The sequence below is a fragment of the Paenibacillus sp. FSL K6-1230 genome, from assembly GCF_038002385.1.
GTDB classification, from domain to species: Bacteria; Bacillota; Bacilli; order Paenibacillales; family Paenibacillaceae; genus Paenibacillus; species Paenibacillus massiliensis.
Window position 1 is genome coordinate 5,215,291 of record NZ_JBBOCK010000001.1, and the last position, 13,002, is coordinate 5,228,292.

Here is a 13,002-nt window from a genome sequence, read left to right on the forward strand (position 1 = left end):
CTTTATTCCCCCTTCTCTGCGAGGCTCTGGCGGTGCTGCACTCTACTGTATTCCCTGCTCTGTAACCGCTGCTGTATACGTTGTTGTATCCACAGCACCAATAATCCTTTACGAATACCGAAGGCCAAGGATATCACGAAAATGCACGAAGCAGATATGACGATGAAAGGCCCGGTAGGCCATCCATTCCCAAAGGTACTAATCAGGGTTCCCAGCATGCCTGAGCCTCCACCGAATAGTGCGGACAAGACAAGCATCCATTTGAAGGATTGGGTCCAGTACCGAGCACTCACCGCAGGAATGATCAGAAGTGCAGCCATGAGAATTACGCCCACAGCCTGAATGCCAACGACAATCACCAGCACCATAGCCCCCACATACAGAATATTCATCCAGCGGCTGGACAATCCTAAACCCTTCGCAAAGTCCGGATCGAACAGGAACAGCTTCCATTCCTTGAAGCCAATGAATACGATCAGCAGCACCAGCAGCGCAAGTCCTGACATGATCAGCACATCCTTGCGTACCATCGCAGCGGCCTGCCCGAAGATGAAGCTATCCAGACCGCTCTGACTAGCCCCGGCTGTCCGGCTGACGATCGTCATTAGCATGATGCCTAGTCCGAAGAACACGGATAGCACAATTCCCATAGCCGCATCCTCTTTGACACGGCTGGACGATCGAATCCAGTGCACCAGCAACGCTCCGAGTAAGGCACTGATGGTCGCTCCGAGCATCATAATGGGCAGGTTCTTCGTTCCAGCAAGGGCAAATGCGCTGACCACACCTGGTAGAGCTGCATGGGACAGCGTATCACTCAGAAGGCTTTGTCGCTTCCAATAAGCAAAGCATCCGAGCAAACCCGCCGCAGTACCCAGAATTAATGTGCTTAGCAGCACCCACTGTGCGTTAGAAGATAGCTGTAGCATCATCCGGATCGCTCTCCCATCCAGCGGATGACTCCGCCATAGGTCTGGTAGATATTTTCCTGGGTAAAGGTGGTCTCCGTCGGACCATGAGCGATAACTGTCCGGTTCAGCAGCAATACATGATCGAAGTAATCCTCTACCGTCTGTAGATCATGATGGACGACCAGCACCGTCTTGCCTTGGCTCTTCAGCATGTTCAGTGTCGCCATAATGGCCCGTTCAGTCGCGGCATCCACACCGGCCAACGGCTCATCCAGAAAATACAGGTCTGCATCCTGCACCAAGGCTCTCGCCAAAAACACGCGCTGTTGCTGCCCTCCGGAGAGCTGGCTAATCTGACGGGAAGCATAATCCCCCATTCCCATTTGCTCAAGAGCTGTCATAGCTCGTTCTTTATGCGATTTCCGAGGCCACTTCAGCCAGCCGATCTTGCCGTACAGGCCCATCGTAACGACATCCAGCGCATGGGTTGGAAAATCCCAATCCACCGAACCCCGCTGGGGCACATAACCGATCCGAGCTTTGGACTGAGTATATGAAGCGTCAAAATACGATACGTTACCGGCCAAGCGGGGATGCAGCTCTAGCATGACCTTGAGCAGTGTTGATTTCCCGGCGCCATTGGGCCCGATAATACTGGTCAGCGTCCCTGGCTCTACCTGAAAGTTAACTTGGTCCAACACCTTGTTCCTGCGGTAGGCTGCGGATAGATTCTCCACCTGTAGTACGGACATGCTACTCACTTCCTTTACTTAATGCAGTATAGATCGTATCTACATTGTGACGGTACATTCCGATGTATGTGCCTTCCTCTGTGCCTGCATCGCCCATCGCATCAGAATAGAGGTTCCCACCTTCACGCACCTGAAGACCCTCCTTCTGAGCCCCTTCAATGACCGCATTGATGGATGAAGGATTGATGCTGCTCTCTACGAATACAGCCGGAACCTGATGCTCCATCAGAATTCGAATAGTGTTCTCAATATCGGATAATCCGATCTCGGCCTCCGTACTCAACCCCTGCAGACCGACGACCTGCATGTCATGCATCCGTCCGAAATAACCAAAGGCATCATGCGCCGTCACCAAGACACGCTTCTCTGCTGGAATCTGTCCCAGCTTCTCGGACGCTTCGACCTTCAAGGCATCCAGCTCTGCAAAATACTTGACCTTGTTCGCTTCAAAATAGTCCGCATCCTCTGGAGCATATTGCTTAAGCTCCTCAGTTCCTGCCTCAAGTGCTTGCTTCCACAAGTCAATATCGAACCAGACATGCGGATCTGTAGCTCCCGTCTCGTCCTTCAGACGCTGATCGTCCGGGATGCTATCGCTTAAGGCTAATACGGGCTTGTTCTTGCCGATCTCCTCAAAGACCCGTACCATATTCGCCTCCAGATGAAGTCCACTGTACAGCACGATATCACTGCTCTCCAGCTTGGCTATATCCCCCTGGGTAGCATTGTACAAGTGTGGATCTACTCCTGGCCCCATGAGACTATCCACCACAACACGATCTCCACCAATGACGGACATAGGCTCGGCAATCTGGGCAATGGTTGTCACGACTTGAATCTTGTCTCCATCCACTGCGTTATCTTGGGTTTGGCCATTGGAGCAGGCTGAGATGGCCAATGACATGGCTAGTATAAGTCCTGTAATCATACGCCTTTTGTTCTTCCATCTGTTAATTCTCATCTCTCGCTTCCTCCACTCTCATCTTAGTATTTATGCTGCTAGCTTAATAATTACTATTTTTGTAAATAATTTTTCCTTAGGGAAAATATTTTTTATACGTTTAAATTACTTTCTATCAACCAAAATGTCAACGTTTTTCTTTCTTAAGACTAATTTTTTTTACCAGACGCAACTTTTTGATAGAAAAAAAGCCCATACCTATGCTTTTAGCCAGTGTATGAGCCTAAATATGATTTTGTTCATCTAATTTTCGAAATTCAGCGAATCAGATCCAACAGCAGCCATAACGCCATCGACCAGATGAATATTGCCGAGCCTTTGTTCATGACGACTAACAGCTTCCCTGATCCATCCAGCCGCTTCAGTAAGCGTCCCGCTATAGCCAGGATGAAGAACCATATCCAGGAAACCAGAATGCAAGCAGTAGTGAACAAGATAAGCTCCGTATGATCATAACGTAATGAGCTGGTACCAATGACACCTACTGTATCCAGAATCGCATGCGGGTTCAATAATGAGACGGATACAGCAAAGATTATCTGCTGTCTCATTGACAGTGGGACTACATGCTGCTCCTTCACCCGGCTCTTGGATCGCCACATGACATAGCCCATATACCCCAGGAATAAGACGCCGAGTGCCATGAGCACTGTACGTAACCAATCGATCGCATTCACGAATACGGATAAGCCCAAGACAGCCAGCAGGATCAGGATGGTGTCACAGATGGATGCGGTGATCGAAGCTGGCATAGCTTGTCCCAAGGTTCGCTGAGTGGCCCCCTGTGAGAATATGAACATATTTTGCACGCCCAAGGGCAGAATCAACCCAAGCGCAAGTATACTTCCATGTATCCATGCTTCCACGATATTCGCTCCCTTCTGTTCAACTCATTATAAATGTGTTATAAAAATTGAAAACAACCAATTGGATGACATACGAACCAACCAATTGACCAAAAAGGAGTATACCGCATGGATTGGAAACCACAGCGTGGCTCCCACCTCTCTTTGCATCAGCAGATTCTCAGCTGGATGAAGGAGCGCATAAGTCAAGGACAATGGCCGATTCATACCAAGCTCCCGCCACAGCGCAAGCTGGCCGAAGCTCTTGAAGTCAATCGCAGTACAATTATCCATGTGGTGGAGGAGCTCGTTGCGGATGGGATTCTGGAGACAAGATTAGGTGATGGCACCTATGTCATTAATAATAGCTGGACTATGCTTGCACGGGCCCGTCACCTGGACTGGCAGCAGTACATCACGTCCAGTATGCACGAGCCGAATATGCTGACAGTCCAGCTCATCAATGAATACGAGCAGCGTAATGATATCATTCGTCTAGGAACGGGAGAGCTCGCTCCTGACTTGCTGCCATTGGCAGCCTTGAAGGAGTCCATACAGCAACTGACATTAACGGCCAAGGATATCGGATACTCTGAGCCAAAAGGCAGTCTGGCACTGAGAAGGGTACTGAGCACACATTTAGCGCGTAAAGATATTCATGCTTCGCCCGAGGGCATCCTGATCGTATCTGGTTCCCTGCAGGCGTTACAGCTCATCTCTTTGGGCATGCTGGAGCCCGGATCTCATGTGTTTCATGAGGTACCCAGTTATCTAAATTCCGTTCATCCCTTCCGCTCAGCAGGCATGAGGATGATTCCTCTTGCACAGGACAAGCCGCTGACAGAGGTCTTGCATGCTTATCCACGCCAAAAGCAGTCCCTCCTCTACACCATTCCCACGCTCCGTAATCCATCGGGCAGCATTATGAACAGGGAGGACAGACTGTCACTGTTGGAGGCTTGTACCGCTAAGCAAATTCCAGTCATTGAGGATGATGTGTATGGTGAGCTTGTATTCACAGCTGCGCCGCCCCCTCTGAAAGCGCTGGATACCTCGGGGCAAGTGCTCTACCTTGGAAGTGTATCCAAGACCCTGAGTCCAGGACTAAGGATTGGATGGGTCGTTGGGCCAGAGCCTGTCATTGACCGGCTGGCTGATATCAAGATGCAGACGGATTATGGCTCCAGTGCTTTCTCGCAGCATATTGTACGATATTGGCTGGAATCAGGTATGTATGAAGCACATCTTTCAGACTTGAAGCAGCAGTTGCAGCAACGTTCTGCGCTTGTAGAAGATGCCCTCCAGCGTCATTTCAGCCACTTAGCTACATGGAGACCATCCGAAGGTGGCTTCTATATCTGGCTCCGCCTGAACAAGCCTCTGGTGCAGAAGAATCTGTTCAGCAAGCTGATTAAGCAAGGTGTCCTGATTAATCCCGGTTATATCTACGATCCGAAGGATATGTATCATATTCGCCTCTCCTACGCCTATGCGAGTCCCGAGCAATTACTGCGTGGACTGAGCATTCTTCAGCAGGTGGTGGAAAGAGAAGCTGTGACACAGAATTAGAAACGTCAAGAAGACTCCAACTCCGCAATAATGGCAGGAGATTGGAGTCTTACGCTGGTGACCTCAACATTGATTCCGTCGTGGAATATCCTGTCTTGATCTACTTAATTCAAGCTTATTCATACTGATCATCTACTAATATCTTGTATCCATTGGAGCGAACTCTGTCGTGATATTCCGTGTCATTCAATGTGTAGCTATACAGTGCGAGCACGTAGCCTTGCATGTATGAGCCTTCCTTCATCTCGTCTACCCTTGCCTCATAGCGAATACAGACCTGCTGGCCAGGCAATACATTTCCAAGTGGAAGGAGCCCTGAAGGTACAACTTGTGCGTTACTTCGACCTTCGACTACAACACTGCTCATGATGGGGTGAGTCTGAGAAGGAAATAATTCAGCCAAACGAACATCAGCCTGAAGGTTACCTCTATTGCTCAGCACGATCTGAAAAATCACCCGTTCGCCTACCTCAACTGTAGCTGGAGTAGCCTTTATCTCAAGACAAATGATTGGAGCATACAGCGAAGTACATACTGTATTGGATAAGGTTGTCTCGCGTACGCTTCTCCCGTCTGGCATACGGTAGATATAATACAGACTCGCCTGATTCAGCCACTCGTTCCTCCGTTCCAATGGCTCTGCCCCGTGGTCCTCTGAACTCTCCAGAGCCGAAGCCGGGACTGTGACAGCAAAGGACACAACCTTTTCCGTATGCGCCCGTATCGTACCCAGATTAATCCCTTCGGACAGCTGAACACCTTTCATGGCCTGGCCATCTATCGTAATACTATCCCAAAGAAACAGAGCCCCCCTCGGCAGGCAATCACGCAGCACACCATCTATAGCCAAGTCACTGGTATTATATGCCGTGATTTCATAGCGCAGCGTATCCCCTCTGGTCGCCTCCGTCATATTAACCTGTTTGCGCAGTGTCACCTCCGGGCGAACGACAGCAATGGTCACCGTGTTCGTCATCTCCTCATAGGGTACTTCCTTAACCTCGCTTCGGACCAATGCCTGTACCGCGAGCTGATGTGATTCAGGAATCGCAACCATTTCCATACGAAATACGACCCTGACGAAGCTTCCCGGCAATATCTCTCCCACGGTGATCCCCTGCCACGGATCTGATGATGGAATGTATACATCGTCGATCGTCACGCTGCCGGGCACTAGTTCTCCTTCTGGCGGAATGAGAGGCCACAGTATGGTGTGCTCCATTCGGCAATTCCCCAAATTAGCGATGGCTACAGTAAAAGTAACAATATCCCCAATAAAGGAATGCACGGTATTTGCCGACAGATGAGCGAAAAAGCGAACACCTTCGACCTTCACTCTTTCTTCATTAGAATAGATCGTATCCGTGATTAGCCGCCCATCCTGCGTCTGAAATTCATAGCATGCATGGGCCTGATTGATGATCTCCATGTCTGGGGGTATCATGACGACCATGGCCTGAAAGGTAACATGAGTACAGGCACCCGCCTCTACCCTCCCTAAAGGAATACCACTGCCGGGTTTGATCCCCGGCAGCGGTACGCCATTCACAAGCAGGCTGTTCACCACAAATGCTGTTCCTTTTGGAGTTTCATCATACAATGTCACCTCTGCCGACCGATTGCCTGTGTTGCTCAGCTCCAACCGGTAGGTGATCACTTCATCCAACGCTGCACATCGCGGCTCTGCATGCTTCACGAGTGACAGCTTGGGTCCGATCAACGGCGTAATGACGGTATTCGAATAAGTCGTCTGCTCTGCATGACCGGAGTGGAAAGAGACAAAGGATTGATTCAGCAGCCTCGTATGCGATGGTGAGTGGTGATTCAGCTTTCCTTGCGACTCGGTATTCATATTTCAACAACCCTTACCTGGAAGGTCACAGTTACGGAATCGCCGGAAGCAATCGTGCCAATCGGTACACCTACATTTGGATTCGCTGTTGGTCTTGCCGTTCCATCTACAGTCACACTACCTGTTACGAAGATGGTACCGACGGGTACAGGGTCAACCATGACAACATTGTTCACCGGCGACAGACCATTATTAGTAATGACTACTGTGTACGTAACCACATCTCCTACTACAGCGTCTACCGCATTGGTACTCTTCACAACGGATACATCCGGCGAGGATACTGGAATGACAAGCTGGTTAGACAAGACGCTACCCGTACGTGTCACTCCATCTGGCAAGGTGAAGGAATAATTGCCCGTCGCCTGATTAACGAGCTGCTGCGGTGAAGGCAGAGCATCTACAGTCACCTGCAATGACACCCGAATATTGACTGTCTCGCCAGGCGGAACGTTACCTACTGGAATACCTGTAGTCGGATCGGCACCGGGCACGGGTACCCCATCAATCAAGACACTATTCGGCACAAATACCGCTCCAACAGGGATGTTATCTACTACAGTAACCTGTGCGCTCCAGTTGCCCGTATTGGTGACATTCAGGAAATACACAACGGTATCGCCAACGGTGGCATTGCTGGTATTAGCGCTCTTGTTCACCCCAATGACAGGCTGGTAAATCGGAGTTACCAACGTATTCGAGAAGGATGCTCCAGAGAAGGCTCCAGACGTGAAGCTGACGAGTGAGCGGTTGCTAAGCTGTGCTGGACTTGGCAGCGTAGTTACCCTGACACTGAACGTGACGATGACAGAATCTCCAGGTGCAATGGAGCCCAATTGAATTCCATTAGCAGGATTGGCTGAAGGCAACGAAGTACCATTGACTGTGACACTGCCTGCATTGAAGGTCGAGCCTGTCGGAATCGGATCTGAAAATACGACATTGTTAACCGTCTCCAGACCGCTATTCGTCACGGCGATGCTATACGTAATCGACTCGCCAACTGCAGCAGCGACAGTCGTGGAGGATTTGACTACGCCGACATTCGGAGAGGACACCGGAATCGTCACCGTATTCGTGGTTAAGGAGCCCGTCAAGGTGCGTCCATCTGGCAATGTGAAGGAATAGGTAGCCGACGCCGTGTTGACCAACTGTTGCGTGGCTGGCAGCGTGTTAATCACGACTGAGAACGTTACAGTGGCGATGTCTTCCACATAACCTACGGGAATGCCTGTCGAAGGATCAGCACCTGGCACCGATACTCCATTTACAAGCACACTGTTAGGCACAAATGAAGTTCCTGCTGGAATTGTGTCACTCAGAACGACATCTGCTCCATCGCTCCCCGTGTTGGTCAGAACGACTGTGTAAGACACGGTGTCGCCGACTGTTGCATTGGACGTACTAGCGCTCTTGACGCCAGCCAGAATCGGCTGATAGACCGGAATAGGCAGAATGTTAGACAGCGACACACCCGAGAAGCTTCCTGAAGTGAAGGTGACGGAGGACTGATTGTTCAGCACGCTTGGTGACGGAAGCGAGATGACAGTCACATTGAAGGCTACGGTGACCGTGGCGCCTGCTGGAATCGTGCCGATGGTTACTCCGCTGATCGGGCTGGCTGTTGTCCTTGGAGCCCCGTCCACAGTGACCGAGCCTGCGATGAATGACGTTCCCGTTGGAATCGGGTCCGTGAATACCGCATTACTTACAGGATCAATACCGGTATTCGTAATGGCTGTTGTATACGTAATGGTATCGCCAACAGCAACTGCTGTAGAAGTACTGCTCTTGACGGTGGACAGATTCGGTGCAGAGACAGGAATAATTACTGTATTGGATGTCGCCGAGCCATTCAAGGTCCGCCCGTCAGGAAGTGTGAATGTAAAGGCTGCTGTACCCTGATTGCTAAGCTGCTGCGGGCTAGGAAGCGTCTGAATGTTCACAGAGAACATTACTGTCGTGGTCGCGCCAGGCGCTACAGTCCCTGCGTTAATGCCAGCAGATGGGTCTGCCCCTGGTACCGGGAAGTTGTTGACCATTACGCTATTCGGAACAAGAGTAGTCCCTGCTGGGATATTATCCGTAAGCGTAACCGCTGCTGGATAATTCCCGGTGTTGCTGATTGCGAGTGAGTAAGTAATGGTCTCCCCTACGGTAGCAAGGTTATCATTTGCTGTTTTGGACACAGCGATAATCGGCTGTGATACTGGCGTTGATACCGTATTGGACAGCGATGTGCCGGAAAAAGCACCTGATGTGAAGCTGACGCTTGCCTGATTATTCAACACAGCCGGAGACTTCGGCTACGGTCAGCTTTCAGGTCACTGTCACTTCACTACCATCGTAGCAGCCGTAACGAATGTGGTGCTGACAGATCCAATTCCGTCAGGGACTACGCTCGTCCCAGGCAGTCTCCCGTCCGGTTCGCATCTCCCTCCTGCGCGCTGAACGGCAGTAGCTGAGTCTGGAGTGATGCTGGATGTTCCAGCAGGGGTTATAAAGGAGACAGGATTGTTAATAGCAGCGCTAAGATTGACGTTGCCATTTATGTACGAGCCTCCCCAGATCAATTCGGCATATAACACTGTACTGCCCGAAGGCAGGACTAGCTGGGCCGATGAGCTGTTGCTCTGATACAGACTCGTCGTACCTGCCGGATAAGTGCCAAAGACGGAGGCCGTATTCGTCGTAGTAAACGCACCAATGCTGTCCTGTGTTCCTGGTACACCTGTGGTATCGGATCTGCTTAATCCCAACGTATTACCGGTGAACGTGATGGCACCTGTTGCATTAAAGGTAGCTCGAACGATGAGAGGAATAATTCTCCCCCCTTTAGCTGAATGTATTGTCCCTTGTTGCGGAACTCGATCCTCAACCCTATACCTATGCTGCGGTTACCGATCCATGTCTGTCCACAGAGAATTATCCGAGTGGTTCTTCAATTCCCAATGGTGACGGGGAACGAAGCACAGATGGAAGCGGATAGGTCTGCCTGCTCATCCATTCCAACTCCCGCTCTGAGACCGGCTGCTTCACGGCAACCACATAATACAGGATCTCATCCACTACATTCGGCTGGATGCGCTGAAGCATCTCAAGCTCCTCCAGTTCATATAAGGGAGGGACAAAGGGAGGCTGGTATTGTAGCTCCATTCGTAATAGGCGAAAATCAAATGCGGGGGCTGTGCTATTATCATACCTTGCATAAGAAGTAGGCTTAGGGCAACGTGGTCCTAGTGTAGGCTCATAAAAGTGGGGGGTCCAGTATAGGGGGCTGGATTCATCGAATTTTTGTTTGAGATGAGGATTAACAATATGATTGTAATGATGGGCATAAGGAGCAAGAATACACATCACAGCCTTATGCATACACATCCGGTAGAGATCAGCCAGCACCTGCATGATATCCTCTACATAGGGTAGCGAGCGGCTAGCCATCACAAATTCCACCGAGTCATCCGGCAATGGAATCGGCTCATTGATATCACATACCAAGTCCACCCCCGGAAGCTCCAGCCGATCAATTCCAAAGTATCCGGGATGCTTATTCGTACCACAGCCAAGATCAATTCTCACACCGCTTTCCTCCCACGATCCGTCTTTAGACACTTTAGTATATTAGCCCTGTGGGAGGTGGGCACGGTGTATACCCAGCTAGAGTTCACTCATTGGCAGCTGATGCTCAGCATCCAACAGCTCGAACTGATTTTTGGAAAAGCGAATTAGCCCCTCCTGCGCCATCCGCTGCAGCTCACGGGACAAGGCACTGCGGTCTACTGTAAGATAATCGGCAAGATCACTGCGAGAAAATGGTATGGTAAAGCTCGTGGCATTATTCTTCTTGGCCTCAAGCGTTAGATAATGCATAATTCTGTCCCTTAGAGACTTATGTGACACAAGATCCAGCTTCTGATAGATCAAGCGGTTATTCTCCAGCAATAGCGTGAGCAAATTCTCGATAATTCTTCCGCGCAGATGGCAAGTCTGCTCGTAGGGACGTACGATTTTATTCATTTTAATGAACAGAATCTTGCATTCCGAGCCTGCAATAGCCTCATAGCCACTGTGCTCTCGCGTTAGACGCATGGCAGTCTCCCCCACGATATCCCCGTCCACCAGCTCAGAGAAGATAAAACGCATCCCTGACACATTCTCCTTGCATAAGAGCACCTGACCATGGAGTATGATGCCGACAGCATCCAGTACATCCTCTTTGCGGAAGATGATCTCTTTCTTATTAAAGTCCCTGATGCTTCCCTCCAGACAGCTCAAAGCCTGATGAACCTCTTGATCAGTAAAGCCCTTAAATAAAATCGTGCTGCTTATGATATTGAAATATTTTTGCATGTTGTCAGCCTCCTGTTGCCATGGCAACCGAGTTATGTGGATTACTCTGCTACACTTAAACAAATGAGAATAATTCTCATCACGCTCTTATTATATCAGATATAGAGGAGCATTCAATACAGTAGGAGGATCGAATGAACAAGCTTACCGATAGCAGTGTATTTTATTTGAAGGATCTCATCGACGTCAAGCCAGGACGCATTGCCAGCCGGAATCTGTCACTTCCAGTCCATCCGGATGGGGCTGCTACAGAGCAGGAATGGGTGCTATATGCCATGGATCAGCAAGAGACAATTAGTGCCGAGACATCACCGCTCCATAAATTAATTCAGGTGTTAGACGGAGAACTGTCCATGATGGTCGCTGGACAAGCGCGTAGCCTCACGACAGGGATGTCCATCATCGTTCCTGCCCATACATGGCATGAATTCGAGTCCAGCAAGTCATGTATATTTTTACAAATTAGCCTATAACTCAGGAGGGATACACCATGAAGCAAGGTGAATACATTAAAAAACTGCCAGTATCGGCAGTCATTGATCTGAAGGACATCATTACTATAGAGGAGCAACAGGTATCCAGTCTCACCTTGGTACAACGCCCCAGCCTGGCCATGACTCTGCTCTCTCTGGATCAGGGTACCTCTATTGGTGGACATTCTTCCCCAGGCGATGCGATGGTTCATGTACTATCTGGACAGACGGAGATCACGATTGGGGACGACAAATATATCGTGCATGCTGGTGAGAGCATTGTTATGCCGGCCAACGTTCCTCATGCGCTCTATGCGCTGGAGGCGTTCCAGATGCTGTTGGTCGTAGTCAAACCTAATTCATAAGGAGTGAAGAGCATGAAAAGGGAAGTCGGGCATAACTTTCTCGCCAAGCTTGGAAAGAAGAGATTGCGCCCTGGTGGAGTCGTAGCTACGAACTGGCTTATTCAGCAAGCACAGTTGGGTAAGGACAGCCGGGTGCTGGAGGTAGCCTGCAATATGTGTACAACATCCATTCAGTTGGCTCAACGCTACCAGTGCCGAATTACAGGCATTGATATGGACCCCAAAGCGCTAGAGAAGGCCAAGCGCAATATTCAGGAAGCAGGTCTGGAGAATTACATTCAAGTACAGCAGGCTAATGCGATGAAGCTTCCCTTTGCTGATGAAAGCTTTGATGTCATTGTCAATGAAGCTATGCTGACGATGCTGAATCAGGCGGCCAAGGAGAAGGCTGTCACTGAATACTACAGAGTCCTGAAGCCGGGCGGGATTCTGCTGACGCATGATATTACTTTTACCAAGGAACACATGACAGAACTACTGACTGAACTGCGCGGTACTATAAATGTTCAGGTTGAGCCGCTACCCATGTCGAGATGGGAGCAGTTATTTTATGGAGCTGGTTTCTCCAAGGTGTCCCACGCTTCAGGTGATATGTCGCTTATGAGGCTACCTGGACTGATTCGGGACGAAGGCTTCTGGGGTGCCATGCGCATTATCAAGAATGGCTTGAAGAAAGAAAATCGGACTCAATTCAAGAAAATGTATTCCTTCTTCAATACGTCGGGAAAGGATCTTCAGTATATTGCTGTATGCAGCCGCAAGCCCTAACTGCTCCCCCATTACTTATCATGTACTCATGGTAGGTAATTATTTTGCCCACTAATGAGAATGGTTATCAACAATAGCTAGCCGAGATATCTACTCATTTAAAAATGAACACATCCAAAAAATAATACAATCAAAATAGGTAGAAGAAAACTAGCT

The 13,002-nt window shown here is 49.6% G+C and carries 13 protein-coding genes and 1 pseudogene; 5 read left to right on the forward strand and 9 right to left on the reverse strand.

What is annotated here, in order from left to right:
• Positions 1-2: 2 nt before the first annotated feature.
• From MKX74_RS23060 to MKX74_RS23075, 4 genes are all read right to left on the reverse strand, one after another.
• A complete protein-coding gene (locus tag MKX74_RS23060) occupies positions 3-932 on the reverse strand; it encodes a metal ABC transporter permease (RefSeq protein WP_445667289.1) in 930 nt (309 codons plus the stop codon).
• On the reverse strand, positions 929-1,663 hold the full coding sequence (locus tag MKX74_RS23065; RefSeq protein ID WP_018885693.1) for a metal ABC transporter ATP-binding protein: 735 nt from the start codon (positions 1,661-1,663) through the stop codon (positions 929-931). Before MKX74_RS23065 ends, MKX74_RS23060 begins: the two co-directional genes overlap by 4 nt.
• Position 1,664: 1 nt before the next feature.
• Positions 1,665-2,624 (reverse strand): metal ABC transporter solute-binding protein, Zn/Mn family, encoded by a 960-nt coding sequence (locus MKX74_RS23070; RefSeq protein WP_018885694.1) that lies wholly within the window; start codon positions 2,622-2,624, stop codon positions 1,665-1,667.
• 257 nt (positions 2,625-2,881) lie between these two features.
• On the reverse strand, positions 2,882-3,490 hold the full coding sequence (locus tag MKX74_RS23075; RefSeq protein ID WP_018885695.1) for a LysE/ArgO family amino acid transporter: 609 nt from the start codon (positions 3,488-3,490) through the stop codon (positions 2,882-2,884).
• A gap of 108 nt (positions 3,491-3,598) precedes the next feature.
• Here MKX74_RS23075 and MKX74_RS23080 point away from each other — a divergent pair, with 108 nt between their 5' ends.
• Entirely contained in the window at positions 3,599-5,038 is a 1,440-nt protein-coding gene (locus MKX74_RS23080) for an aminotransferase-like domain-containing protein (protein ID WP_341179963.1), read from the forward strand.
• Between the two features lie 115 nt (positions 5,039-5,153).
• Here the strand turns inward: MKX74_RS23080 and MKX74_RS23085 are convergent, their stop codons facing one another.
• Together MKX74_RS23085 and MKX74_RS23090 are read right to left on the reverse strand one after the other, a co-directional pair.
• Positions 5,154-6,890 (reverse strand): hypothetical protein, encoded by a 1,737-nt coding sequence (locus MKX74_RS23085; RefSeq protein WP_341179964.1) that lies wholly within the window; start codon positions 6,888-6,890, stop codon positions 5,154-5,156.
• Positions 6,887-9,181 carry a DUF11 domain-containing protein gene (locus tag MKX74_RS23090; protein WP_341179965.1) on the reverse strand — a complete coding sequence of 765 codons (2,295 nt, stop codon included), beginning with the start codon at positions 9,179-9,181 and terminating at the stop codon, positions 6,887-6,889. Before MKX74_RS23090 ends, MKX74_RS23085 begins: the two co-directional genes overlap by 4 nt.
• A 76-nt stretch (positions 9,182-9,257) precedes the next feature.
• Here MKX74_RS23090 and MKX74_RS28255 point away from each other — a divergent pair, with 76 nt between their 5' ends.
• Positions 9,258-9,341, forward strand: a complete 84-nt coding sequence (locus tag MKX74_RS28255; protein ID WP_445667331.1) for a hypothetical protein — start codon at positions 9,258-9,260, stop codon at positions 9,339-9,341.
• 2 nt (positions 9,342-9,343) lie between these two features.
• Here MKX74_RS28255 and MKX74_RS23095 read toward each other — a convergent pair.
• From MKX74_RS23095 to MKX74_RS23105, 3 genes and pseudogenes are all read right to left on the reverse strand, one after another.
• Positions 9,344-9,712 (reverse strand): annotated as a pseudogene (locus MKX74_RS23095) (hypothetical protein); the annotation flags it as partial.
• A gap of 103 nt (positions 9,713-9,815) precedes the next feature.
• On the reverse strand, positions 9,816-10,469 hold the full coding sequence (locus tag MKX74_RS23100; RefSeq protein WP_018885697.1) for a hypothetical protein: 654 nt from the start codon (positions 10,467-10,469) through the stop codon (positions 9,816-9,818).
• Positions 10,470-10,547: 78 nt separating this feature from the next.
• Positions 10,548-11,240, reverse strand: coding sequence for a Crp/Fnr family transcriptional regulator (locus tag MKX74_RS23105; protein WP_341179967.1), 693 nt, complete (start codon positions 11,238-11,240; stop codon positions 10,548-10,550).
• 134 nt (positions 11,241-11,374) lie between these two features.
• Here MKX74_RS23105 and MKX74_RS23110 point away from each other — a divergent pair, with 134 nt between their 5' ends.
• The 3 genes from MKX74_RS23110 to MKX74_RS23120 are packed head-to-tail and all read left to right on the forward strand — an operon-like array spanning position 11,375 to position 12,846.
• Entirely contained in the window at positions 11,375-11,713 is a 339-nt protein-coding gene (locus tag MKX74_RS23110) for a cupin domain-containing protein (protein WP_341179968.1), read from the forward strand.
• Between the two features lie 17 nt (positions 11,714-11,730).
• Complete coding sequence (locus tag MKX74_RS23115; RefSeq protein WP_341179969.1) at positions 11,731-12,078, forward strand: cupin domain-containing protein; 348 nt, start codon at positions 11,731-11,733, stop codon at positions 12,076-12,078.
• A 12-nt stretch (positions 12,079-12,090) separates the two neighbouring features.
• The gene (locus tag MKX74_RS23120; protein ID WP_018885701.1) at positions 12,091-12,846 is read left to right on the forward strand and encodes a class I SAM-dependent methyltransferase; all 756 of its coding nucleotides are present in this window, start codon (positions 12,091-12,093) and stop codon (positions 12,844-12,846) included.
• The last annotated feature ends 156 nt before the right edge of the window (positions 12,847-13,002 follow it).